This window comes from Pseudolactococcus raffinolactis NBRC 100932 (assembly GCF_001591765.1).
Taxonomy (GTDB): Bacteria; Bacillota; Bacilli; order Lactobacillales; family Streptococcaceae; genus Pseudolactococcus; species Pseudolactococcus raffinolactis.
On record NZ_BCVN01000028.1, the window covers coordinates 1 to 25257 of the forward strand.

Sequence of the window (25257 nt, forward strand, 5' to 3'; positions counted from 1 at the left end):
TTTTAATTCCTTTCATAATCGGAATTTTCTATTCATTTACAGGATGGCGTGGCTCATTCTTTATGGGACCAAATGGTCGGACGACCAATCCCTTTGAGTCCTTTCTCGGCTTAAAAAACTATATCGCAGCTTTCAAACAAGAATCGTTTCGCTCAGCATTTCTATTCTCGGTGAAATTTACAGTCCTCGCGGTGATAGCAGTCAATGTGGTTGCACTGGCGCAAGCACTCTTGGTTAATGCTATCGGAAAAGCCGTTGGTGTCTTTCGAGCAACCTTTTTTCTACCGAACTTATTAGGGGGGCTGTCTTTAGGGTTCATTTGGCTATTCATCTTCAACAACATTTTCACAAAGGTTTTGTTTGGTAAAGAAGGGGTGATTCCGATTAAGTTCTTGACTTATATGACGGATAAAGACCCCAACAAACTGATGTTTGCGATCCTCATCATGGCAGTTTGGCAGATGTCGGGTTATATGATGGTCATTTACACGACGGGACTTGCTAATATTTCAGACGATTACTATGAAGCAGCATCGATTGACGGTGCCAATGCCTTCCAGAAATTCTTTAAAATTACCATTCCCATGCTTATGCCAAGTTTCACCATCGTCTTCTTCCTGGTTTTATCAAGATGTTTCATGTTGTTAGACCAAAATATCGCACTGACGAATAACGCACCGCAAGGCTATCGAATGTTAGCCGCACAAGTCTTGAAAGTGACCAACGATACAAATGGTAACTATGGGATTGCCCAGGCAGAGGCTGTGATATTCTTCCTTGTTGTCGCAACAATTTCAATTACACAAACCGTGATTTTGAAAGGTAAAGAGGTGGAGATGCAATGAACAATTCCGTACAAACAACTGGACAAAAGCTGGGCAAAGTTGTCATGTTTATCGTCCTATTAATCATGGGCTTGGTGACGATTTTCCCGATTGCCTTCATGTTTATGAACTCTTTCAAATCACAGGCTGAAATTGTTGATTCACCTTTAGCTTTGCCTAAAGAGATTACTTTTAAGTATATCTCCCATGCTATGACTGAAATCAAGCTTGTGCCATCCATTTTATTAACTGTTTTAATTACTGTTTTAGCCGTAGGTTTCATCGTTATCTTGTCTTCAAGTGCAGCTTGGATGATGGTACGTGTGAGAAGTAAATTTGCCATGTTCGTGCTCTTACTTTTCACCTCGTCAATGTTGATTCCATTTCAAGCGGTGATGTATCCTCTCATTTCAATGTTTGAAAATGTGGGCTTGAAAAATGTGCCGGGCTTGATTATTATGTATGGTGGTTTTGGTCTAGCCATGTCAACCTTTTTATACCATGGCTTTATGAAGAGTGTACCAGCTTCGTTGGAAGAGGCTGCAATCATAGACGGTGCGAGTGTTTTCCAAGTCTACTTTAAAATCGTTATGCCACTTGTCAAGCCGACGACGGTAACAGTCATTATCCTTAATGCCATGTGGGTTTGGAATGACTATCTCCTACCATTCTTAGTTTTAGGGGATTCAGAAAATAAAACCTTAACACTCGCACTTTACTACGCCAAAATGAAGGATGGCCCCTACTCAGTGCCATGGGATTTGATGTTCCCTGCTGTCCTGATTACTGTAATTCCAGTCATCATTCTCTTCCTATTCTTGCAAAAACAAATTATCAAAGGAATGGCAGATGGTGCTGTGAAGTAAACCATTAACAAGACGGAGAAAAAAATGAGCCATTATATCGAGCTAGTCAAATTTGATAGTCCTGTCAATCTGAAAATTTTTAAAAATGAAAAAACCTTAGCTAGTTTTCCGCATTTTCATAAAGAAGTCGAAATAATCTATGTTAAAAAAGGCTGTGTTAATATCGTCTACCAAAACGAGATGATTGCGCTACAAGAATTCGAGATGATTATTTTTCCAAGTGGTGCGACACATGCCTTTCTATCTTCACCGAATAGTGAACGCTATGTCTATCAGTTTGATTTAGCGACATTCGATGAAAAATTACTAGGCGTTAGTCAACTCCACTTAGTGCAATTATTTGATCACGCGCAAGTTTGCAGTAACATTTGGCCAGATGATTTGGCCCAGACTGTGGCTGAATTATTGGATTTGCTTTTTCAAACCACGCTAGCACCCACAATTGCGGTTCACTATTTGCAGTTGGGGTATTTGATGCAACTCATGGGGCTCTTTTTAGATCAGCTCCCACAAGAAAAGATCCAAAAGGTTGCGGGTCATCATGCTGAAGTCAAATATAAAGAAGATCTAGTCTTGCTCAATCGTATTTTTGGTTATATTGAGACACACTATCAAGAAGATATCACGCTTGATGCCATTAGTGATTTGGTGGGGTTTAGTCCTTATTATTTCACACGATTTTTCAAGAAACATATCGGTCAAACCTTTATTCAGTTTCTCAGTGACTATCGTTTGGAGAAGGCTAGATATATCTTGAGCCAAGAACGGTTGCCAATGGTGGAAGTGGCGGAGAAATCTGGTTTCTCAAGTGTTAAAACTTTTCATCACGTATTTAAAAAGTCACAGGGGATGTCGCCATTGCAATATCAAAAAAGTCTCACTGGTAAATAAAGACAGTTGCCATTTAAGAGAAAAATGAGTGCAAAATCTGGGAATTTTTGGTTAGGAAATTGGGAAGTATTATTCAAGGATTTTTACTAAAATAAAGTTATCAAATGAAACACAAATACAAACTATTCTGGAGGTTATCATGGTTTTAAAAGTTGGGGTTATCGGGTGTGGCGGAATTGCAAATGGTAAACATTTACCAGCGCTTGCGCAGGTAGAAGCTGTTGAATTGGTCGCTTTTTGTGACTTAGAGATTGCGCGTGCAGAAAAAGCGAAACAAACCTATGGGACAGCGGATGCGGCTGTTTTTAAAGATTATCAAGAGTTGTTAAAGCTTGATTTAGATGCTGTGCACGTCTTAACACCTAATTCATCACACGCACCATTAACGATTGCGGCGCTTGAAGCAGGCTGTCATGTCATGTGTGAGAAACCCATGGCAAAAACGTCTGAAGAAGCTAAGGCCATGATTGCCGCAGCTGAAAAAACAGGTAAGAAACTGACGATCGGCTATCAAAACCGTTTCAGAACAGATTCGGAGTATCTACACACCGTTTGTGAAGCGGGGGATCTCGGTGAAGTCTATACGGCGAAAGCTCATGCTATCCGCCGACGTGCTGTACCGACTTGGGGCGTTTTCCTCGATGAAGAAGCCCAAGGTGGTGGTCCACTTATTGATATCGGCACCCATGCCTTAGATTTGACGCTATGGATGATGGATAATTACAAGCCCAAATATGTCGTCGGCAATGCTTACCATAAATTATCTAGCACGAAAAATGCTGCTAATGTTTGGGGGCCTTGGGATCCTGAGAAATTCACCGTTGAAGATTCAGCTATTGGCTTTATCGTCATGGAAAATGGTGCAACAATTTACCTCGAATCAAGCTGGGCCATTAATTCCTTAGATGTTAAAGAAGCTAAAACAACTCTCATGGGTACCAAAGCGGGAGCAGACATGAATGACGGTCTTACAATAAATGGCGAAGACCATGGTCTTCTTTACGAGAAAAAGGTTGAGCTGGAAACAGGGGGCGTTGATTTTTATGATGGGACAGGTGATGATCCCGCTTTAAAAGAAGCGGAGAGCTGGTACGCAGCCGTGGTTAATGATACTGAGCCGCTGGTGAAGCCTGAACAAGCCTTGGTTGTCACGCAAATCCTAGAAGGCATTTACAAGTCTGCCAAAACAGGCGAACCTGTTTATTTATAAGTATTTAAAAATAGAGGAGTTTTGATATGAAATTAGGCGTTTTTACACCATTATTTAACAATTTAACATTTGATGAGATGATTGCTGAAGTCGCTTCTAAAGGCTTGCAGAGCGTTGAAATAGGTACTGGTGGTAGCCCAGGCAATGCCCATTTGGACATTGATAAACTGTTGGCTTCAAGCGATGCTCGCAGGGAATATTTAGACAAATTATCAGATAAAAATCTGGAAATTTCAGCCTTATCTTGTCACAATAACCCGATTTCTCCTCTTACAGATGTTGCCAAAGAAGCAGATGAGTTGCTTCATAAAACGATTAAACTAGCAAGTTTGATGAATGTGCCGGTAGTAAATGGCTTCTCAGGTGTGGCAGGTGGTAATGCGACTGACACACAAGTTAACTGGCCGGTACTGCCTTGGCCAACAGAGTATGATGATTCTTATAACTATCAATGGGAAAAGAAATTGATTCCCTACTGGCAAGGTATTAACACGGATGCGACTGCTGCTGGTGTTAAAATTGGGATTGAGTTACACGGTGGCTTTTTAGCACACACGCCTTATACCATGCTTCGCCTGCGAGACGCTACTGGGGATGCGATTGGCTGTAATCTCGATCCAAGTCATTTATGGTGGCAAGGAATTGATCCTGTAGCTGCCATCAAAATTCTTGGTGAGAAAAATGCCATCCACCATTTTCATGCTAAAGATACCTATCTGAATCAAGATAACATCAATATGCATGGCTTGACTGATATGCAGCCATATGACAATGTGGCGACGCGAGCATGGACTTTCCGCTCGGTTGGATGTGGGCATGATTTGAAAGTTTGGTCTGATATCGTGTCAGCTTTGCGGATTTATGGCTATGATTATGTTTTGAGTATTGAGCATGAAGATCCGATCATGTCAATTGATGAAGGACTCAATCGGGCCATTACAAACTTGCGTTCTGTGATGATTCATGACCAACCTGCTAATCCATGGTGGTTGTAAGTTCAATTGAAAAGGGGGAGTAAAATGGCAGCTATTAGAATTGTGATCATCGGTTACGGTGGGATTGGGAGCTATCATCAAAAAGAGTTAATACCGCAAGAACTAGTTGATGTGGTTGGTATTTACGATATCGCACAGACGGCGCAGGATAAGGCACGTGAAGCTGGCTTAACGGTTTACGACAGTCTTGAGCAGGTTTTAAATGATGAGTCTGTTGAAGCTGTTTTGGTTGCTACGCCAAATGATGTGCATCAAGACTTGTCAATAGCTGCGCTTCGTGGAGGGAAGCAAGTCATCTGTGAAAAACCTGTCGCGATGAATGTTAGTGAACTTGACGCCATTCTAGAGGTTGCGGCTGAGACTGGTAATACTTTCATGGTCCATCAAAACCGACGTTGGGATCCTGATTTTCTAGTTATTTGTGACTTGTATCAAAAGGGACAAATCGGTGACCTTTTCCAAATTGAGTCTCGTGTTCATGGTGCTAACGGAATTCCAGGTGACTGGCGAGAACAGGCGGCGCATGGTGGAGGGATGTTGCTAGACTGGGGCGTTCATTTGATCGACCAAATCCTATGGTTGGTTGACAGTCCAATTAAAAGCATGGCGGCTGACTTTTCTTATATACTTGGTAATGAAGTTGACGATGGTTTCATCCTTTACCTGACATTTGAAAATGGGATACATACTTTGATTGAGGTTGGGACGACTAACTTTAGCCAGCTACCACGTTGGTATGTTAAGGGGCTCAATGGTGCTGCTAAAATTGAGGATTGGGATTTATCAGGCGAAATCGTAGTGGCGACTCATCAAGATGATCTTGTAGCACCGAAACCGATTAAGGCTGGTGTTGGCTTGACCAAAACGATGGCACCGCCGTCAGAGGAAGCAACCAAAAAAGTGGCAATCAATGAAATTTTGCCAGAGTTTCCATCATTTTACCAAAACTTTTATGATGTTGTTAAAAATGATGCAGCACCCATCGTCAAAAATGAAGAGGTTCGAAAGGTGCTATATCTGATTGACAGTGTGTTTGAATTAGTTGGGCATTAAATAAGAAAGGATAATCGAAATGGTTATCTTTTTTGCTGTTTCAATAAAGTGTAAAAAATGATTTTTGAAAAAAATGTAAAAAAAATGAAGAAAACGCTTGCAAAAATATTTTTTTATGATATGATTAAGGCATAGGATGACTTGTGCGTACAAGTTATTGAAAAGATGACTCAGTTGTCTTAATTGCCATTTTTGTTTCACAATCTTAATCTGAGTTGAGCTGCTTTAATCAAAGCTTGTAAATGCATCAACTCAAACTTTTAAAGAAGGAGCCCTACCATGGGAAAATTTGAAAAACAAGCTCAAGAGTTGTTAGACGCGATTGGCGGCAAGGAGAATATCTCTGCTGTTACGCATTGCGCGACTCGGATGCGTTTTGTCTTAAATGACGATGCAAAAGCTGACAAAAAAAGAATTGAAAACATCTCGACAACTAAAGGGATGTTTACCAATGCCGGCCAGTTCCAGGTCATTATCGGAAATGACGTCGCAACTTTCTACAATGATTTCTCTGCAGTCAGCGGGATTGAAGGTATGTCGAAAGAAGCAGCTAAATCTGCCGCTAAATCGAATCAAAATGTAATTCAAAAACTAGTTGGAACGTTATCTGAAATATTCACACCACTTTTACCAGCGATTATCGTCGGAGGTTTGATTCTTGGTTTCCGTAACATTCTTGAGGGAGTGCAAATTCAAGCGCTTGGTCAAGTTGTTGAAGATGGGGTTAAGAAAGTCACATCAGAAGGTGTACCAGTTTGGAATACTATTACGCAAGTGTCTCCATTCTGGAATGGTGTCAACAGTTTCCTCTGGTTACCTGGTGAAGCAATTTTCCACTTCTTACCAGTTGGGATTGCTTGGTCAGTAACACGTAAAATGGGTACGACTCAAATTTTAGGTATTGTCCTAGGTATTACGCTCGTATCTCCACAGTTGCTTAATGCCTATGCTGTAAATAGTACATCAGCAGCTGAGATTGCTAAAAATTGGTCATGGGATTTCGGTTTCTTCACCATGGATAAAATTGGCTATCAAGCCCAAGTTATTCCTGCCATGGCTGCAGGTTTCCTGCTCGCTTACTTGGAAAAATTCTTCCGGAAACATATTCCAGAAGCAGTATCGATGATCTTTGTGCCATTATTTGCTTTGATACCAACGATTATTGCATCTCATGCCATCATTGGTCCAATCGGTTGGAAGATTGGTCAAGGGATTTCATTTGTCGTGAATACTGGTTTAACCTCATCACTTTCATGGCTCTTCGGTGGTATTTTCGGGATTCTATATGCACCACTCGTGATTACTGGCCTGCACCATACAACACTTGCGATTGATGCACAACTGATTGCAGACTATGGGTCAACTAACCTTTGGCCATTAATCGACTTATCCAATATCGCCCAAGGTGCATCTGTTCTTGCAATTTACTTGCTTCACAAGAAAAATAAAAAAGAAGCAGAGATTTCAGTTCCAGCGACTATCTCAGCTTGGTTGGGGGTTACAGAACCAGCCATGTTCGGGATTAACTTGAAATACCTTTATCCATTTATTGCAGCCATGATTGGTTCTGGTGTGGCAGGTATGGTGTCGACACTTATGGGTGTCCGTGCTAACGCAATTGGTGTCGGTGGCTTACCAGGTATTCTAGCTATTCGTGGTGAAGATATGTTGAAATTTATCTTACCGATGGTGATTGCGATTATTGTGCCAATTGTTTTAACTTTCTTCTTCCGTCAAGCTGGCATTTTTAATAAAAATGATTTAGTTGGTGCGGGCGATGTAAACTATACGAGCGACTCAGCAACTCTAGAAGGTGCCCAAAATATTGCCAAAACTGAAATCTCTAAAGGTACTTTGGTCAATGTGACTAGCCCTTTAGCAGGTGAAGTTCGTGAGTTAGCAACAGCAACCGATCCTGTTTTTAGTCAAGGTTTGATGGGGCAAGGTGTAGTTATTGAGCCAAGTGAAGGTTTATTGACAGCACCGTTTGATGGTGTCGTCTCAGCCTTTTTCCCAACCAAACATGCAATTGGTCTGATCTCTGATGCTGGTACGGAGATTCTGATTCACATCGGAATGGATACAGTGAAGCTAGACGGTAAGGGATTTGAAGCATTTGTCCAGCAAGGTGATCAAGTGAAACAAGGACAAAAGTTACTCACATTTGATATTGACTTGATTAAAGGTCAAGGATTGATTGTTGAAACACCAGTTATCGTAACTAATCAAGATATTTTTCAACCGGATGTAGTGGGTCAACTCCCGCGCCATATCAAATCAGGGGAACAATTACTGACAGCAACAAAAATTTAACCGCATACCAAAGGGCTAACCGAAAGGATAACGCCCTTTTGGCATTTCATGAACGCATAGACTATTTGTAGCAGATGGGGAAGTCGCTAAGTCGTTTGTTGTTGATATGAACTGCCTTAGAAATAGAAAGCTTATGACATTTAAAAATCAAGTAATATATCAAATTTACCCGAAATCTTATCTCGACACGACTGGGAATGGTGTCGGAGATCTTCGTGGTATTATCTCAAAACTAGATTACCTAGCTGATCTCGGAATTGATATGGTTTGGCTCAACCCTATTTATCCAAGTCCACAACGTGATAACGGCTATGATATTTCAGACTATGTAGCAATTGATCCTGTTTTTGGAACGATGGATGATTTTGAAACACTCATCCATGAGGGTAAAAAAAGAGGCATTGATATCATGTTAGATATGGTCCTCAATCACGTGTCGACTGAGCATGAGTGGTTCCAGAAAGCCTTGGCTGGAGATCCATATTATCAAGACTTTTTCTTCATTCAAGATGAACCCACGGATTGGGTCTCTAAATTTGGCGGCAGTGCTTGGGCGCCTTTTGGCGATACTGGAAAGTATTATCTCCATCTCTTTGATGTCACTCAGGCTGATTTAAATTGGCGCAATGAAAATGTTCGACAAGAACTCTTTGATGTTGTTAATTTTTGGCGTGAAAAAGGTGTCCATGGCTTCAGGTTTGATGTGATTAATTTGATTGGTAAGGACGCATTACTTAAATCAAACCCTGTCAATGAAGGCAAACCAGAATACACAGATAAACCTTTAACACATGACTATCTTCAGATGCTAAATGTCGCAAGTTTTGGCAAGGATGAAGCAAGTGTAACGGTCGGAGAAATGAGCTCGACAACGATTGATAATTGTATTTTATATAGTCGACCTGATCGTCAGGAATTGTCGATGACCTTTAATTTTCATCATCTGAAAGTGGATTATGCTAACGGTCAAAAATGGACTAAGTCGCCTTTTGATTTTGCACAACTCAAACAACTCTTTCATACTTGGGGTGAAAAAATGAGCCAAGGCCAAGGCTGGAATGCTTTATTTTGGAACAATCATGATCAGCCACGTGCCATTAACCGTTTCATCGACTTCAAAAATTTCCGAGTTAAAGGTGCAACGATGCTGGCAGCCAGTATCCATCTCAGCCGGGGGACGCCTTATATCTATATGGGGGAAGAAATCGGGATGATTGATCCGGATTTTGAAACTATGGCGGACTATGTCGATGTGGAGTCAATCAATGCTTATCAAGCTTTACTTGATGCTGGACATACGCCAGAAGAGGCTTTTGATATCATTCAGATTAAGTCGCGTGATAATTCTCGGACACCGATGCAATGGGATAATACAGCTAATGCTGGCTTTTCGACAGGTTCACCATGGCTAGCAACTGGTAACCATGACGAAATTAATGTTGAAAATGATCAGAGTGGCGAAGTGTATCAGTTTTACAAGCAGTTGATACAGCTGAGAAAGTCTGATCGGTTGATTTCTAATGGTACGTATCAGGCAGCTTATCAAGATGCTGAGCATCTTTATGCCTTCATCCGTGAGTTTGAGGACCGTAAACTGCTTGTTTTGACAAACTTTTCAAATCAAGTGGTTGACTTTGAGTTGTTGACTGATTTTTCAAATAGTGAAATTTTGGTTAATAATTATTCAAGTTATAGAAATAATCAATTACAACCTTATCAAGCGATTGCTTTTGTTATCTAATAACACTTGACTTTTGCATAAATATACAGTAAAATAGACTTATTATTCACTCTAAGTTGTCGTATTTGTAAAAGATAACGCGCAGCTGACGACAGAAAGATAGGTCTATTCTATGTTCCAAGGACGTTCATTACTGAAAGAAATTGATTTCACCCAAGCCGAGTTAGCGTATTTGATTGATTTTGCAATTCATTTAAAATCAATCAAAAAACAGCGTATCCCACACCAATATTTGGCGGGAAAAAATATCGCGCTCCTGTTTGAAAAAACATCGACTAGAACACGCGCTGCCTTTACTGTCGCAGCCAATGATTTAGGCGCACATCCAGAATTTTTGGGACCAAACGATGTACAGTTTGGCAAAAAAGAATCAACAGCTGATACGGCAAAAGTTTTAGGTTCAATGTTTGATGGTATCCAATTTCGTGGTTTCAAACAGACGGATGTGGAGATTTTAGCAGCCGAGTCAGGCGTGCCAGTCTGGAATGGACTGACGGATACTTGGCATCCAACACAGATGCTTGCTGACTTCATGACCATCAAAGAAATTTTTGGTGATTACACGGATAAAAATCTTGTCTATGTCGGTGACGGTCGAAATAACATGGCCAACTCACTTTTAGTGACGTCCGCAATTCTAGGTGTTAACATCACGATTTTGGCACCCGATGACCTCCAGCCAGCACCAGAAATTCAAGCGATCGCTACAGAAAAAGCAATTAAGTCAGGCAGTCAGATTACGATAACTGATGATCTTGCTACGGTAAAAGGGGCAGATGTCATTTATACTGATGTCTGGGTCAGCATGGGTGAAGAAGATCAATATGATGAGCGGATTGAGAAGCTCATGCCTTATCAGGTCAATGCTGCGCTGTTTGAAAAGACTGAAAATCCTAATTGTATTTTTATGCATTGTTTGCCAGCGTTTCATGATTTGGAAACAACAACGATGCAAGCCATCCATGCGAAATCAGGACTGACGGAGTTAGAAGTCACAAATGATATTTTTAATGCCCCACAGTCTGTCGTTTTTCAAGAAGCTGAAAACAGACTGCACTCGATCAAGGCAGTCATGGCTGCAACGTTAGGGCATCTTTTTATCCCGAAAGTCTGAGTTTAAGTTAATACTAATACGACATCGTCCATTATATCCGAAATGGGCGATGTTTTTTGTCGAAAGACGAACAAAATAGAAAGGGGGCAGAAATTTTATGATTCATTTCAGTCATCTACTGTAAATAATTGTATAATAGAGTTGGAAGGCTTTTTTGAGTGTATCAAATAAAGTCAGGGACAAGACGCGCAAACACAGGCAGATAGAAGGAAAGACATGAATATCAAAGCAGTTTTTTTTGATTTAGACGGCACACTTTTTACCAGTACGCGAACTGTCGCTGCAACGACAAGACGCGCTATTGTAGAGTTACATAAGAACAAGACATTGGTTGGCGTTGCCACAGGGCGGGGACCGGCTTTTGTGCTCCCCTTAATGGAAACATTAGGGCTTGATTTTGCGGTGACTTACAACGGTCAGTATATTTTCACACCAGATGCGATTCTTTCAACTTCGCCGATTGATAAGAAAACACTGCGTGACATCATTGATTTTTCACGTAAACATGGTCGAGATGTTTCTCTCGGTATGGCCGATGGTGTCCATGGCAGTGGGCTTGTTAAATTCGGTGAAACGCGAACAGCGCAAGTGATTGCAGGCCTATTACCACAAAAAATGTCAGGATTAACAAAAAACGGTTTTCAAAATATCGTTAGAAAAATCAAACCCCAATCTAAAAACCTTGTTGATAACATCAGACAACCTGTTTATCAAGTCATCATGGTTGCGACAAGTGATGAAACCGATGAAATTATGATTAATTTCCCAGAATTACAAGCCACACGCTCTAATGCCTATTCAGCTGATTTGATTACCAAGGGTAACTCTAAGTTGAAAGGTATTGAAAAAGTTGGGCTAAAATTTGGCTTTGATTTATCACAAGTTATGGCCTTTGGAGATTCAGATAATGATTTAGAAATGCTGTCTGGTGTTGGATTAGGCGTTGGCATGGGAAATGCCACGCCAGCCGTGAAAAAAGTTGCTAGCTACATTACTGATAATAATAACTCAGATGGTATTGCTAAGGCGCTGTCACATTTTGGCCTGATTAACTTCAAACATGCAGCAAGTTTCATCAGTAAAGATGATCAGTTTAATAAAGTCAAAGAATTCCACCGGGTCATGGATGGTAAAACTCAGGAAATGCCACGGGTCTTTCTACCAGAAGAGGCGGCCCATCGGGCGGATTTCAAGGTCGAAGAAATTGTCGAATTTCTCTTTGCAGCGTCTAATGCTAACGTCCCAGTCTTTGACGAGTTGACACAGAATCTTCACGAGGCAATTGACAAAGCAGCTGATAAGGTTAAATCTAAACCGATACCTGAGAGAGAAAATGCCTTAACAGGTGAAGTGGATGCCCTTTTAGATTTGTTGTACTTCACTTATGGCTCATTTGTCCTTATGGGCATTGATCCTTATGCCATTTTCAATGCTGTTCATCAGGCTAATATGGGGAAAATCTTCCCTGATGGTCAGCCACATTTTGATCCAGAAACGCATAAAATCATGAAACCAGATAACTGGGAAACGGATTTTGCACCAGAAGCCAAAATCGAAGCAGAACTAGAGCGTCAAATCCGTGTCGCCATGAGTAAATTAAGTCAAGCAAAAGACGAGAAGTGATGATGGTAGATACCATGAGGACTTCTCGTCTTTTTTTGATGGTTTGAAATTTAAGCTTCAAAAAAGGCTTGATAGAGCGCTTTAATTGCGGCTTTTTCTTGGTTTGATTTGACGATGAACATGACAGAGACTTCTGATGAGCCTTGGGATAACATTTCGATATTGATGCCTGCTTTGGCGAGTGCATTTGCCGCACGCGCTGTAACCCCGATATGCTCGTTCATATCTTCACCGACAATCATGATGATCGAGAGATTTTTTTCGAAATGGAGGATGTCAGGTTGCAAGCTTTCAGTCAAATTTTGAATGACTGAACGTTCGATTTGCTTAGTCAAGTAGCGATTTCGCATGATGACACTCATATCATCAATTCCTGTTGGCATGTGTTCGAAACGGATGCCAAGTTTTTCTAAGATGTGTAGGACTTTGCGTCCGAAACCGATTTCTCGGTTCATGAGATATTTAGAGATATTGAGCGAGGTGAAGTCACCATCGGCTGCAATACCAACGACTGGACTACCTGTAACACTACGTTTGGCAACGATTCTTGTTCCGGGATGTTCAGGATTGTTGGTATTCTTAATGACAAGCGGCACACTTGCTCTATAGGCAGGTAATAAAGCCTCGTCATGCAAAACAGAGAAACCGGCGTAAGCGAGCTCACGCATTTCCTTGTAGGTAAGTTCAGTGATGGATGCGGGGTTGTTGATGATGCCTGGGTGGGCCGCAAAGATGCCGTCGACGTCTGTGAAGTTTTCGTAAAGTTCAGCGTGGACGCCGGCTGCGACGATAGAGCCTGTGATGTCGGATCCACCTCGAGAGAAGGTACAAATATCACCTTTTTCGGTGACGCCGAAGAAGCCAGGAATGACGAGAGTTTCCTCAAGTTCGTTGAGGTAGTTGATTTTCTCGTTACTCGATGGGAGCAGGCGTGCGTTTCCAGGTTCTGGCGTAACGATGATACCAGCATCTAGCGGGTGAATATATTTGGCGTTAATGCCATTTTCTCTGAAATATTCAGCGATAAGTTTGGCGTTGTTGTTTTCGCCAGCAGCTAAGAAGGTATCGTAGAGGAATTTGTTACCTTGGATGGGCAGGCTATCAAGTGCTTTGATATCAGCTGAAATATTAGCCATGACTGCACCGGGGATTCCAAGTTCATCACAAATACTCTGATAGCGTGCAATGATCCAGCTTTGATTTTCTGTGACATCGTCACCATTTTTGTAGGACTTGTAGTAAGCAATCAGAGCATCTGTGACTTTGGTGTCTGTGTCATTTCGCTTACCAGGTGCTGAGACGACGACGAATTTTCGGGTAGGATCATTTTTGACGATGTTTAGGACTTTTGTGAGTTGTTTGGCGCTTGCGAGTGAAGAGCCACCAAATTTAATAACTTTCAAGATGAGATTTTCCTTTGAGTTTTATAAGATGTTGTGACGATGATGCGATGTAATCTAGCAAAAGACTACACGTCATTGGATGGTATTGCCTCATAATACAGAGTGACTGCTCTGCTTTGATTGTATTACACCTATTTTAGCGAAAATTCTGAAAATTTTCAACACGAAATCTTAAAAAATTTGGTAAAATAGACTTTATGAGTAAATTTAAAGCAAATATTTTTGATATGGACGGTGTTCTCATTGATACCGAGCCATACTACTACACTAGGCGTCAGACTTTTTTAGATAGTAAAGGCATTTCGATTGCCCATCTATCACCACTTGATTTCATTGGTGGCAATATGAAACAGGTTTGGTATATGATCTTACGAGGAGATTATGATAATTGGGATGTACCTGCTTTGCAAGCTGAATACACTCAGTATAAACTAGATCATGAGATTCCATATGACACCCTTTTGTTTTCGGATGCTAAATCTACTTTGGATGTGCTGAAAGCTGAAGGTTACAAACTTGGTCTTGCGTCTAGCACTATTAAGATTGAGATTATAAGGGCTATGAAATTGACGGGATTATTGCCTTATTTTGAGGTTGTTTTATCTGGTGATGATTTTGAAGAGTCTAAACCTAACCCTGAGATTTATCAGGTTGCTATGACGAGATTGAATGTTGCACCAGAAGAAACCTTGGTCATTGAGGATAGTGAAAAAGGTATTGCAGCAGGGGTTGACTCAGGGGCGACAGTTTGGGGAATTAAGGATAACGTGTTTGGTCTCAATCAAACGAGAGCGGCTAAGTTATTTGATAATCTGACCCAGATTGTGAAACAATTATAAGTCAGTGTCAAACTAGCGCCTTGATTTTTTGAAAAAACGGTTAAAATATGGTAAAATGAAGCATTAGAAATGCCTTGTTAGCATCAAAAAACGCTGATGGTTCTATCAACAACCATTAGCTTCCTCGGATCGGAGTAAGTAGACGTGAGACGTTTTGAAAGATTTTTACCACTTGTCATCATCATTGCTATGACAGTGGTGTATTTATGTGAAGTGCTCATCTTGCGCTTAGCTGAATTTCAACAAACTGAACTTGTTTTATTGTTGGTTGTGAATGTCATCGTGACGCTTGTTTTATTAGCGCGTGCGAAAGTATTGACAGCTAAAAATCTCGATAATATCCGCGCGCTAAATGAAAGCGCCGAAAACTCATTAAATGCCACGCTCGATACCATGCCCATTGGCGTTCTGCGCTATTCGGAGTCTGATTATACACCCGAGTGGTTTAACCCCTATGTCGATATTATTTTTGCCAATGATGAAGAAAAATTACAAGCCGATAAAATCAAAGAAATCGTGCAAGACATTGATGATCAAGGGATGCAGTATTTACCTGTTGGACAGAAAAAGTATGCGGTTAAAGTTGACCATAAAAAGAAACTACTCTATTTTATAGATGCGACAAGTGAGGTCGTTGCTAAAACAATCACACGTGAAAGCCGCCCAGTAATTGGGATTATTTCAGTCGACAACTATGATGATGCGACAGATCTGATTTCAGACAGTAGTCGCACAATTATTAATAATTTTATTGCGACGAAAATTGATGCCTTTTCTAGCAAATATAATGTCTACACTAGCCGATATAACGCCAGTCGTTATTATATCTACACGAATTACCTGACGCTAAAAAAAATCATGGATGACAAGTTTGAATTCTTAAATGCCTTTCGTGAGGAAGCAACGGGAAAAAACTTTTCACTGACCTTATCTATCGGTATGTCTTATGGTTTGGAAAACTTCTCTAAGATCGGAAAAACGGCACTTGATAATCTGGAGTTGGCCCTCGTTCGCGGTGGTGATCAGGTCGTAATCAAAGAAAATATCAATACTGCTAAACCGATTTATTTTGGTGGAAATTCAGCTAGCCATACTCAGAAATCTCGAACACGCGCTAGAGCTATCGCCACGGCGCTTCGGACAATCGTGCTCGAATCTGAAAATGTCTTCGTCATGGGGCATAAATACCCAGATATGGATGCCTTGGGAGCAGCCGTTGCCACGAAAATTTTCGCCAATATGAATGACAAAGAAGCTTTTATCGTTTATGACGAAAAGCAACTCCTACCAGATGTTGAACGAGCCATCGCTAAACTCAATGAGTCAAAAGATGGTTTTGCCCACATTATCCGAATGGATACGGCGCGAGAGCTTAAAAAATCAAACTCTCTCTTGATCATGGTTGACCACTCTAAAACAAGCCAGACTATGGATTATGAGTTTTATAAGAGCTTTGACAAAGTCGTGGTCATTGACCATCATCGCCGGGATGAGGATTTTCCGAAAAATGCCTTACTGACTTATATTGAGAGCGGGGCATCATCAGCATCAGAACTGGTTATCGAAGTCTTACAATATCAAAATGATCAGAAACAAAAAATGTCTAAAGTAGAAGCCTCGATAGCCCTAGCTGGAATTTCTGTCGATACACAGAAATTCTCCAAAGGCACAACTGCGAGAACATTTGAGGCAGCGTCATTCCTACGTTCTCAGGGCGCAGATAATAACCTCATCAAGAAATTTCTTGCGACAGAGTTTGATAAATACAAGAAAATCAATGAAATTGTGCTCAATGCTGAATTTCATGATAATATTGCCATCGGTATCGGGCTTTACCGCAAGATGTATGACAATGTAACCATTGCTAAAGCAGCGGATACACTGCTAAATATGGTAGGGATTGATGCTTCCTTTACGATTGTTAACCATGAAAATGGTTATGTGGCTGTTTCAGCGAGATCGTCAGGAGACTACAATGTGCAACGGATCATGGAGAAATTTGGCGGTGGCGGGCATTTCAATAATGCGGCGGCACAGATCTATGAGAAAACACCAAACGAGGTAAAAGAAGACTTGTTGAAGCTTTTAAATCGAGCTAGTGATGAGAAATAAACGAGACAAAATAGGATTTAAAGACGTTGAGCGGCCTAGCGTTCGCTCGTGACCCCGCTTGGATGGAGCGCCAGCATAGGTCAAGTTTCAAGATTTCATGAAGTGAAATCGCAGAAAGGAGTGGCTCATGACTCGTAGAGATAAAGAGAAAACGACACGTTCAATCGCCAGTAGTGGAATCACGTTTGGCTGTGCCCTAGCAATTGTCATCTCGTATGTCAAATGGCACAGTATTGCTTGGGCTTGTATTCACGGTCTATTTAGCTGGGCTTACGTCATCTATTTTATCATTAAAGGTTACTGAGTTAGTTCAAATATTTAAACGATTAGTATGAAGGAGATATAAAATGAAAGTCATATTTTTACAAGATGTTAAAGGTAAAGGAAAACGCGGTGAGGTCAAAGAAGTCCCAACTGGTTTTGCCCAAAACTTTTTAATCAAGAAAAATCTTGCCAAAGAAGCAACTGGAAAAGCTATGGCTGAACTTAAAGGTCAAGTTAAAGCGGAGCAAAAAGCAGAAGCAGAAATCTTGGCAGAAGCGCAAGCGCTTAAAGCAGAGCTTGAAAAAGAAACAACCATTGTTGAAGTCAAAGAAAAAGTCGGTGCAGACGGCCGTCTCTTTGGTGCCATTAATTCTAAAAAAATTGCCGATGCGCTTAATGCTCAGTTTAACCTTAAATTAGATAAGCATAAAATTCAATTAGAGTACCCACTCAAAGCAATTGGTTTGAAAGATGTGCCAGTTAAATTGCACAAAGATGTAACGGCAATGATTCGCGTTAAAATTTCGGAGAAATAAATGGCAGATATTGATGTGCTCAAGGCCCCGCCTCAAGATTTAGCAGCCGAGCAAGCTGTCCTTGGGGCGATTTTCCTTGATAGTGAACGCTTGATTGAGGTATCAGAATATGTAACAGCTGATGACTTTTATAAGACATCACACAAGATTATTTTTCGTATCATGTTGCGCCTGCAAGATGATCGTAGCCCGATTGATGTCCTAACCGTCCATTCTCTTTTGGAAAATCAGGGCGATTTGGAAACAATCGGTGGTATTTCTTATATCGCTGAATTGGCAACGAGCACGCCAACGGCTGCCCATGCTGTTTTCTATGCCAAAATTGTGGCTGAAAAATCCTTACTTCGTAAGTTAATCAGCCAATTAACCGATTCAGTTGAGCGCGCATACTCCCAAGAAGAGTCAGCCGACGATATCATTGCTGAGGCTGAAAAAGGCATCGTTGCCGTTACAGAAGGTCGGACACGTTCAGGATTCCGTAAAATATCTGAAATCATTGACACCAACTATGATGAAATTGAACGTTTATCTAAGATGAAATCAGCAGTAACTGGGATTTCGACCGGCTTTCCATCTCTTGATGCCAAAACGACCGGCCTCCACGAAGGCGAGCTAATCATCTTAGCCGCACGTCCCGCCATGGGGAAAACCGCCTTTGCTCTCAATATCGCCTCAAATATTGGTAAACTTGGTGAAACCGTCGCCATCTTCTCACTGGAAATGGGTGCAGAAAGTTTGGTCAACCGGATGGTTTCATCAGAAGGGTTAATTGATGCCCATTCTTTACGAACTGGTAAGTTAACCGATGATGACTGGAGCAATTTGATCATTGCACAAGGCGCCTTGGCGGATAGAAGTATTTACGTGGATGATTCGCCCGGTATTAAAATTACAGAGATTCGAGCAAGATCACGAAAATTAGCCCAAGAGCAAGGCAACCTCGGCTTGATATTAATTGACTATCTGCAATTGATTTCAGGCACAGGTAAAGAAAACCGGCAACAAGAAGTATCAGAAATTTCACGACAGTTGAAGGTCTTAGCCAAGGAATTAAAAGTGCCTGTGATTGCCCTCAGTCAGCTCAGTCGTGGCGTTGAGCAACGTGAGGACAAACGCCCTAAATTGTCAGATTTGCGGGAGTCGGGTTCCATTGAGCAAGATGCGGATATTGTTGCCTTTATACATCGTGAAGCATATTACCAAAACGCCAATGATCCCGAAGTTGAAATTGATAATAAAGCTGAGATTATATTTGCTAAGAATCGGTCAGGTGAAACCGGCACTGCTGAGTTAATGTGGGTCGGACAATTCACCAAGTTCACGAGCATTGACACGCAACATGAGGCAGGTCAAGGCTACTAAAATCTAGTGTAGATTTTAGGTGGCCTTTCATGTTATAATAGAAATACTGTAAAAGTTCACACCTTGTGAACTAAGGAAACCAAAGAAACGAGAGCGATAATGGATAGTCAAGAAGTTGGAAAAATCATTGAAATCAAAAAAGAAGTAGCTTCACATTTAGGTGAAGATGTGGATATCACGGATCACTACGGTCGTAAACGTGAAAACCGTCATAAAGTGACCTTGACAGAAGTTTTTGATACGCATTTTGTCGTTGAAAAAACATTGCCACGCGGTCAAAAAATCGTAGAATCTTATATGTATGCTGACATTTTAACGCAGTCTATGTTGATTCATTATAAAGGGTAAGGCAGTCATTTGATATCAGAAAGAAAGGAGGGGTCTATCAGTATGATGCAAGGCAATGAAGCGGATTGGCACTACGTGCCATTAAATAACTCGTTTGGTCAAAGTGTGAATAACGTTTTTTATGCAACTTTTGGTAGCCAAAAGGCATTTGTTAAAGTTAATGCTAGCCCTCTTCTGGCATCAATTTCACAAGTGGGTTTGACACCAAAAATTATCTGGACCAAGCGTAATAGCAATGGTGACATGTTAACGGCACAATCTTGGGTCGACGGTGTCGTCCTTGCGGCAACTGAAATGGGTGATATGCAGGTCAATCAAACACTTGCCACGCTGCATCACAGTAAAATGCTGGTAGAAGCTTTCAAAAAATTTGGCAATGATGTGACCACACCTAAACAATTGGTGGATAGATTACATCAACATGCCCATAGAAGTTTGATTCAAAATACCTACTTGTCGAATGCCTTATCAGAATTACGCGAAGCAACACCTAAGTTCGATGCGCAAAATGCCGTCGTGGTACATGGTGATGTTAACCATCACAACTGGTTAAAAAATGACCATAGTGGTAAGATTTACTTAGTAGATTGGGATACAGTTGCTTTGTCAGATGCCTTTGTGGATGTGGCCCACCTATTGAGTCACTACATTGCCCCAAATCAGTGGCGGGGATGGTTAGAGTACTCTGGTTATCGAGTTGACGAAGAAACTTTTGTTAAAGTAAAATGGTATGGTACCTTATCATTTTTAAAACAAATCAACGAAAATTTATGGTCTGATAATCTACAGGCTGCGAATTTAGAAATTCTAGGTTTACGAAATTTTTGTGCCATTTTTAAATAATGTATGGGGAGACTAGCGTCTCCTTGTTTCAGTTAAAGGGAAAGAAGTTTAAACTGTGAGTTTAAGCTTTTCTACTCAAAAAATATGACATGTGATAGATAATATATGTATACAAAAGGAGTGAAAAATGCGAGTTAGAAATCGTAAAGGCGCCCCAGAAATGATGGCAGCCAATACCCAATATGTGGTTGAAAATCCAGAAGCCTTCAAAGGTAAATGGGCAGAAAAATTTGGCAATGATCATCCTATCCATATTGAAGTTGGATCAGGTAAAGGAGCATTTATAACTGGCATGGCAGAACGCCATCCAGATATTAACTATATCGCTATTGACATGCAGCTGACTGTTTTATCTTATGCCTTGGACAAGGTGTTAGAAATGAACCTGCCCAATGTGCAACTTTTGCATGTTGATGGTAGCAGTTTGACTAATTACTTTGCGGATGGCGAAGTGGCTTTAGTTTACTTGAACTTCTCAGATCCATGGCCTAAAACACGCCATGAAAAACGTCGCTTGACCTACAAAGATTTTCTGAAAACTTACGAAACGATTTTAGTACCACATGGTCAAGTTCATTTTAAAACAGATAATCGTGGCTTGTTTGAATACTCGCTAGCATCAATGAGCCAGTATGGCATGACCTTACAACAAGTGTGGTTAGATTTACATGCCGATACCGATTTTGCTGGAAAAAATGTTATGACAGAGTATGAGGCAAAATTCTCCTCAAAAGGCCAAGTTATCTACCGTGTGGAGGCACAGTTTTAATATGAAATGTCCAAAATGTCAATCAGAAGAATCAAAAGTCGTCGACAGTCGCCAAGCTGAAAATGCCATCAGACGTCGCCGCGAATGCGAAAATTGTGGCAATCGTTTTACAACCTTTGAACGTATCGAAGAAATGCCTTTGTTAGTCATCAAAAAAGACGACACCCGTGAAATATTCAATCGAGATAAAATTATCACAGGGGTTGTCCGGAGTGCCCGCAAACGCCCAGTTTCTTCTGAATCAATTGAAAAAGCCGTGGAACGTGTTGAGCGTAAGGTGAGGATGCTTGCTGAAAATGAAGTGCGTTCTGAAACTATTGGTGAGTTTGTCATGGAAGAATTAGCAGAGCTTGACGAAATCACTTATGTGCGTTTCGCCAGTGTTTATCGTAGTTTTAAAGATGTCAGTGATCTTGAAGACCTGCTGCGTAACATTACAAAAAAGAATAAGTAGGAAAAAACATGCGACCTATTGATAAATTCACAGTGAAAAATGCTGACAAAACCAGCTTTGATGTCGGTGTTTTTGTCATGTTCTACCAACCGATTATCGGACGGGATGGTTTCGCTTTGTACCAACTCCTACGTGCGTTTCCTAATCAAAAAGGGCGCTTGTCAGACCTTCTGAATCATCTAGATTATGGCTTGAATGATTTGATCAATGGGTTTGATCAGTTATCAGCCTTGCATTTACTTGATATCTATGAAGATCATGGCGAATTAACGCTAGATTTACAGAGCCATTTGACACCAGAAACTTTCCTAGCAGATGGGCTCTATAAGCAATTGTTAGTGGCTAAAATCGGTCAACCCGCACTTGAAAAATTAGTAAGAGAAACTGAGTTTTCAGGACAAAAAATCTCTAAAAAGTTTTCGGAAGTTTATCGTGTGGCTGAGATACCTGAAACGTCAGTTATTGCATCACCTACAGATACGACATTAGATCTAGCAGCCTTCAAGACAGCCATGCAAGATCAAGGTGTGCAGTTTGCTAATGAAACCAAAGACACGTTAGCACTCTATGCACTGGCAGATAAATTCGATTTGGATTGGTACCAACTCTTTAAAATCGCTGAAACGACAAAAAATTCCGACCAGATGCTTAATACAGCCAATATATCACGTCATCTAATCACCCAAAACCAAAAACAGCCGCGCCTACTCGACTTTTCTAAAGCCGAACAGGCCCTCATCCGAACAGCCAAATCTGAAAAACCAGAGGCCTTACTGGCGCAAATAAAAAAACGTCGTTTTGACGGTCATCCAACTCAAAAAGAAAAACAACTGCTCGTGCGACTTTCTCGTGACGGCGTTGCACCAGAAATCCAAAATATGCTCATCATCTATTTCTTGGAAATTCGGGGCTATTCAAATGTTTCAGACTACATAGAAGAGCAGGCTAACCGCTGGAAGAAAGACCAGGTGACCTCAGCCGAGCTCGCAGTTAAGTGGCTAGCAACCTATCAGCGTAAGCAGACAGAGAAAGTGCAACAAAAAACTAAGTCTCAGCAAAAAGCAGCACCCGTTGGGAGTAAAACACCTGATTGGTATGATCCTGATTATAAGAATGAAACCAGCACGGATCAACAGGCAGAGCTAGAAAAAATCAGACGTCAAGCACTTGACAAAATGAATGGTGGTGAATAAGATGGCAATGGAATCAATAGCAGATGCGATGGCAAATCGTTTAGACGTCAAAAAATATCAGGAATTGACAGACAAAATCTTGGAAAATCCTGAAATTCAAATCTTTATTCAAGACAATGATTTTGAACCTGCACAAGTGACGAAATCTCTGTCAAAATTTAACGAATATTTAAAAGAAAAAGCTAAATTTATCGCAGGTGAGCCCACTAAAATTGCAGGCTACGAGCCAATTCTCTTTAATAATGAAGGTTTTGCTGATGTGACCTATCGTGCAACAGCAGAAACCTTGGCAAAAGAAGCAGAAATAACCAAGAAGCGCCGAGTTAAATTGATTGGTATGCCGAGAGATTTTGCTAACATCACTTGGGATGATGTCCTTTTAGATGATGCCAATCGCGTTGCTGCTTATCAAGCGGTTGCTGAATTTATAGCAGATTATCCAAATCAAAATGGTGTCTATCTCTATGGTAAATTCGGTGTTGGTAAGAGCTTTATGATGGCTGCCATGGCCAATAAATTGGCAGAGAAGGGGATTTCGACTAGCTTGATTCACTATCCTTCTTTTATCTCTGATAACACCGGCTTTGATGAGTTAAAGTGGCAAGCTAATGAGATTAAAAAAGTCCAAGTCTTAGTTTTAGACGACATTGGCGCCGAAAGTAATAACGACTGGATTCGCGATAACATTTTGCAAGTCATTTTGCAGTACCGGATGCAGGAAAATTTGCCGACTTTTTTCACGTCAAATTTAACCATGGACGAGCTTGAGATGCGACTCGCCATGACCAAAAAAGGGGATGAAACTTGGCCAGCCAAGCGGGTTATGGAACGTGTCCGCAAGCTGTCAAGAGAGTTTCGTTTGGAGGGAGAGAATCGGCGCAATGGTTAATGACATGATTAAGGTGATGCAAGCACACGCATCGGTTAGGAATTTTACAACTGAGAAGATTCCAGAAGAGATTCTGAAAGTAATGATTGAAGCAGGGCGTGCAGCGTCAACCTGGAAAAATTTTCAGTCTTATTCGATCATCAATGTCCATACAGTTGAAACCAAGGATAAGATTTTCGAGTTACAACCTCAGAAGTCGATTAAAAACGCGTCAAATTTTCTAGTCTTTGTCGGTGATTTGAATCGAGCTGAAAAGGCGACGAAATTACATACAGACCAGTTTTACCCTGAAGGAACTGAAAATCTTTTAATTTCTTCTGTAGATGCCAGTCTGGCTGCGCAAAATACCTTGCTTGCAGCAGAGAGTCTAGGTTATGGTGGTGTTTTTGTTGGCTTGATCCGAGATCAGGCGGCTGAACTGTCAGCGCTTTTGAATTTGCCTGACTACACATATCCTTTATTTGGCTTAGCCTTAGGTATACCTGCACGTCAAAATGCTGTCAAACCACGCTTGCCTTATGAGACGGTTGTCTTTGACGAACGTTATCAAGAGCAAACGAGCCAAGTGATTCAAGACTATGACCAAATGCAAGCAGATTTTGCTGGGGAACGTCGTCTTACTAGTACTTGGAGTGAACGCATCGCCGCACAATTTGGTGCGCCATCACAAACAGCGACACTTGCGAATTTGCAGGATAAGGGGTTGATGTCGTAAAATAAATGTAATTTTCAGGAGGGAAAGCTGAAAAGTGATTGAAAAAGGGAAATGAAAATGAGAAAAATCAAGAGAATCGTTGTTTGGGGAGTGCTTATCGTTGTTTTATTAGGCGTATCGGCGACAGTTGCTCACTTTAAATTTGGCTTTTTGAAAAAAGATGAGACAGCAGAGTTTATCATCCAAAAAATTGAGTCGCAATCAAAACTAAAAGTAACCAAAACAACCTCTAAAGAAGTGAAAAAAGTCACTGTAGCACCTGAGTTGACAAAAGAATGGAATGATTTGGGTAAAGGTTTCGTTTCTATATTTTCAGGACGTAAAATGTCAATCAATGCAGTTGTTGAAACAGATTTTGCTTTAGATTTGTCGAAAATTTCAAGTGATGCAATCAAGGTAAAAGACAACGTTTTTACTGTAACAAAACCACTTATTATTGAAGTGGACTCACAAATTGATTATGAAAAAACTGAAATTGAAAAAGATAGTAATGGTGCTTTTGATAAAGTAGTTGATGTTTTTACAAATAGAAAAGATGCGAATCAATTTATGCAGGATAATTTAAAAAGCGTCGATGTAACAGCAAGTGATAAAACTTTATCGAATGAAAAAGTTAGACTTGATATTGTCAAACATACAAATAAGGCCTTAGGAGAATTCCTTTCGAAAGCAACTGAAAAACCAATTAAGGTTGCTCTAACTGAAAAAGATTTTACATTTGTTAATGCTGATAAATAAAAAAATAAGTTCATGACATCTTATTGATGACATGAACTTATTTTTATAGATTTCGCACAAAAACATCACTTTTCTTACCGATTTCGTATTGTTTTCAATGAATCATAATGCTGTTTTACAATTTTGGGGAAAATGGTAAAAATAGGCTATGAACAATTTCTA

The 25257-nt window shown here is 40.6% G+C and carries 24 protein-coding genes; 23 read left to right on the plus strand and 1 reads right to left on the minus strand.

Going from position 1 to position 25257, the window contains the following annotated elements; all coding sequences use genetic code 11:
• From LRA01S_RS07935 to LRA01S_RS07980, 10 genes are all read left to right on the plus strand, one after another.
• On the plus strand, positions 1-845 hold an 845-nt coding region (locus LRA01S_RS07935), incomplete at its 5' end, for a carbohydrate ABC transporter permease (RefSeq protein ID WP_061775097.1).
• On the plus strand, positions 842-1690 hold the full coding sequence (locus LRA01S_RS07940; RefSeq protein ID WP_061775098.1) for a carbohydrate ABC transporter permease: 849 nt from the start codon (positions 842-844) through the stop codon (positions 1688-1690). The genes LRA01S_RS07935 and LRA01S_RS07940, both read left to right, overlap by 4 nt.
• 24 nt (positions 1691-1714) lie before the next feature.
• Positions 1715-2581: an AraC family transcriptional regulator gene (locus LRA01S_RS07945; protein WP_061775099.1), complete on the plus strand. Its 867-nt coding sequence runs from the start codon at positions 1715-1717 to the stop codon at positions 2579-2581.
• Between the two features lie 139 nt (positions 2582-2720).
• Positions 2721-3791: a Gfo/Idh/MocA family protein gene (locus LRA01S_RS07950; protein WP_061775100.1), complete on the plus strand. Its 1071-nt coding sequence runs from the start codon at positions 2721-2723 to the stop codon at positions 3789-3791.
• A gap of 26 nt (positions 3792-3817) precedes the next feature.
• On the plus strand, positions 3818-4786 hold the full coding sequence (locus tag LRA01S_RS07955) for a sugar phosphate isomerase/epimerase family protein (protein ID WP_061775101.1): 969 nt from the start codon (positions 3818-3820) through the stop codon (positions 4784-4786).
• Positions 4787-4810: 24 nt separating this feature from the next.
• A complete protein-coding gene (locus LRA01S_RS07960; RefSeq protein ID WP_061775102.1) occupies positions 4811-5839 on the plus strand; it encodes a Gfo/Idh/MocA family oxidoreductase in 1029 nt (342 codons plus the stop codon).
• Positions 5840-6118: 279 nt separating this feature from the next.
• The gene (treP, locus tag LRA01S_RS07965; RefSeq protein ID WP_061775103.1) at positions 6119-8152 is read left to right on the plus strand and encodes a PTS system trehalose-specific EIIBC component; all 2034 of its coding nucleotides are present in this window, start codon (positions 6119-6121) and stop codon (positions 8150-8152) included.
• Positions 8153-8285: 133 nt separating this feature from the next.
• Positions 8286-9893: an alpha,alpha-phosphotrehalase gene (treC, locus tag LRA01S_RS07970; RefSeq protein WP_061775104.1), complete on the plus strand. Its 1608-nt coding sequence runs from the start codon at positions 8286-8288 to the stop codon at positions 9891-9893.
• Between the two features lie 112 nt (positions 9894-10005).
• Positions 10006-11007: an ornithine carbamoyltransferase gene (gene argF / locus LRA01S_RS07975; RefSeq protein ID WP_061775105.1), complete on the plus strand. Its 1002-nt coding sequence runs from the start codon at positions 10006-10008 to the stop codon at positions 11005-11007.
• A gap of 216 nt (positions 11008-11223) precedes the next feature.
• Positions 11224-12630, plus strand: a complete 1407-nt coding sequence (locus tag LRA01S_RS07980) for a Cof-type HAD-IIB family hydrolase (RefSeq protein WP_061775106.1) — start codon at positions 11224-11226, stop codon at positions 12628-12630.
• 50 nt (positions 12631-12680) lie between these two features.
• Here LRA01S_RS07980 and LRA01S_RS07985 read toward each other — a convergent pair whose 3' ends face one another.
• Positions 12681-14033 (minus strand): aspartate kinase, encoded by a 1353-nt coding sequence (locus LRA01S_RS07985; protein ID WP_061775107.1) that lies wholly within the window; start codon positions 14031-14033, stop codon positions 12681-12683.
• A gap of 197 nt (positions 14034-14230) precedes the next feature.
• On the opposite strand from LRA01S_RS07985, the gene LRA01S_RS07990 reads away from it, so the two are divergent.
• From LRA01S_RS07990 to LRA01S_RS08045, 13 genes are all read left to right on the plus strand, one after another.
• On the plus strand, positions 14231-14872 hold the full coding sequence (locus tag LRA01S_RS07990; protein WP_061775108.1) for an HAD family hydrolase: 642 nt from the start codon (positions 14231-14233) through the stop codon (positions 14870-14872).
• A gap of 144 nt (positions 14873-15016) precedes the next feature.
• Positions 15017-16984 (plus strand): GGDEF domain-containing protein, encoded by a 1968-nt coding sequence (locus LRA01S_RS07995; RefSeq protein WP_061775109.1) that lies wholly within the window; start codon positions 15017-15019, stop codon positions 16982-16984.
• Between the two features lie 127 nt (positions 16985-17111).
• The gene (locus LRA01S_RS11105; protein WP_167372315.1) at positions 17112-17288 is read left to right on the plus strand and encodes a hypothetical protein; all 177 of its coding nucleotides are present in this window, start codon (positions 17112-17114) and stop codon (positions 17286-17288) included.
• A 43-nt stretch (positions 17289-17331) separates the two neighbouring features.
• The gene (rplI, locus tag LRA01S_RS08000; protein WP_061775110.1) at positions 17332-17784 is read left to right on the plus strand and encodes a 50S ribosomal protein L9; all 453 of its coding nucleotides are present in this window, start codon (positions 17332-17334) and stop codon (positions 17782-17784) included.
• The gene (dnaB, locus tag LRA01S_RS08005; RefSeq protein WP_061775111.1) at positions 17785-19146 is read left to right on the plus strand and encodes a replicative DNA helicase; all 1362 of its coding nucleotides are present in this window, start codon (positions 17785-17787) and stop codon (positions 19144-19146) included.
• Positions 19147-19245: 99 nt separating this feature from the next.
• Positions 19246-19494, plus strand: a complete 249-nt coding sequence (locus tag LRA01S_RS08010) for a Veg family protein (protein ID WP_061775112.1) — start codon at positions 19246-19248, stop codon at positions 19492-19494.
• A 42-nt stretch (positions 19495-19536) separates the two neighbouring features.
• Positions 19537-20337 carry a phosphotransferase family protein gene (locus LRA01S_RS08015; protein WP_061775113.1) on the plus strand — a complete coding sequence of 267 codons (801 nt, stop codon included), beginning with the start codon at positions 19537-19539 and terminating at the stop codon, positions 20335-20337.
• Between the two features lie 127 nt (positions 20338-20464).
• The gene (gene trmB, locus LRA01S_RS08020; RefSeq protein WP_061775114.1) at positions 20465-21106 is read left to right on the plus strand and encodes a tRNA (guanosine(46)-N7)-methyltransferase TrmB; all 642 of its coding nucleotides are present in this window, start codon (positions 20465-20467) and stop codon (positions 21104-21106) included.
• Between the two features lies 1 nt (position 21107).
• Positions 21108-21560 (plus strand): transcriptional regulator NrdR, encoded by a 453-nt coding sequence (nrdR, locus tag LRA01S_RS08025; protein WP_061775115.1) that lies wholly within the window; start codon positions 21108-21110, stop codon positions 21558-21560.
• 8 nt (positions 21561-21568) lie between these two features.
• Complete coding sequence (locus LRA01S_RS08030; protein ID WP_061775116.1) at positions 21569-22753, plus strand: DnaD domain protein; 1185 nt, start codon at positions 21569-21571, stop codon at positions 22751-22753.
• A 7-nt stretch (positions 22754-22760) separates the two neighbouring features.
• A complete protein-coding gene (gene dnaI, locus LRA01S_RS08035; protein WP_061775119.1) occupies positions 22761-23642 on the plus strand; it encodes a primosomal protein DnaI in 882 nt (293 codons plus the stop codon).
• Positions 23635-24357, plus strand: a complete 723-nt coding sequence (locus LRA01S_RS08040; protein ID WP_061775117.1) for an NADPH-dependent oxidoreductase — start codon at positions 23635-23637, stop codon at positions 24355-24357. Before dnaI ends, LRA01S_RS08040 begins: the two co-directional genes overlap by 8 nt.
• Before the next feature lie 57 nt (positions 24358-24414).
• On the plus strand, positions 24415-25095 hold the full coding sequence (locus LRA01S_RS08045) for a DUF4230 domain-containing protein (RefSeq protein WP_144259896.1): 681 nt from the start codon (positions 24415-24417) through the stop codon (positions 25093-25095).
• Positions 25096-25257 lie beyond the last annotated feature (162 nt).